Annotated in this window: 1 protein-coding gene; it reads right to left on the bottom strand. The window is 62.7% G+C overall.

The window, feature by feature from the left end:
• Positions 1–206: transposase (locus tag XH79_RS06745; protein WP_271581143.1), on the bottom strand; the 206-nt coding region annotated here is incomplete at its 3' end.
• Between the last annotated feature and the right edge of the window lie 6 nt (positions 207–212).

Here is a 212-nt window from a genome sequence, read left to right on the forward strand (position 1 = left end):
TCCCCGTTCTGACGTTGTCGCTTGGCCACCCACTTGCGCAGCAGGTTCGCGTTCACGCCGTGTTGCAACGCCAGCCCCGCCAGCGACACGCCAGGCTGCAGACAGGCCTCGACCAGCCGCTGTTTGCTGGCCGGATCATAGCGACGCCGCCCATTGCGCAACACGCCGACCGTCTCAAGTCTCAAAAGTTCTTCTGGAGTGATCATCGATGG

The organism is Bradyrhizobium sp. CCBAU 45389, from assembly GCF_028128625.1.
Taxonomy (GTDB): domain Bacteria; phylum Pseudomonadota; class Alphaproteobacteria; order Rhizobiales; family Xanthobacteraceae; genus Bradyrhizobium; species Bradyrhizobium liaoningense_B.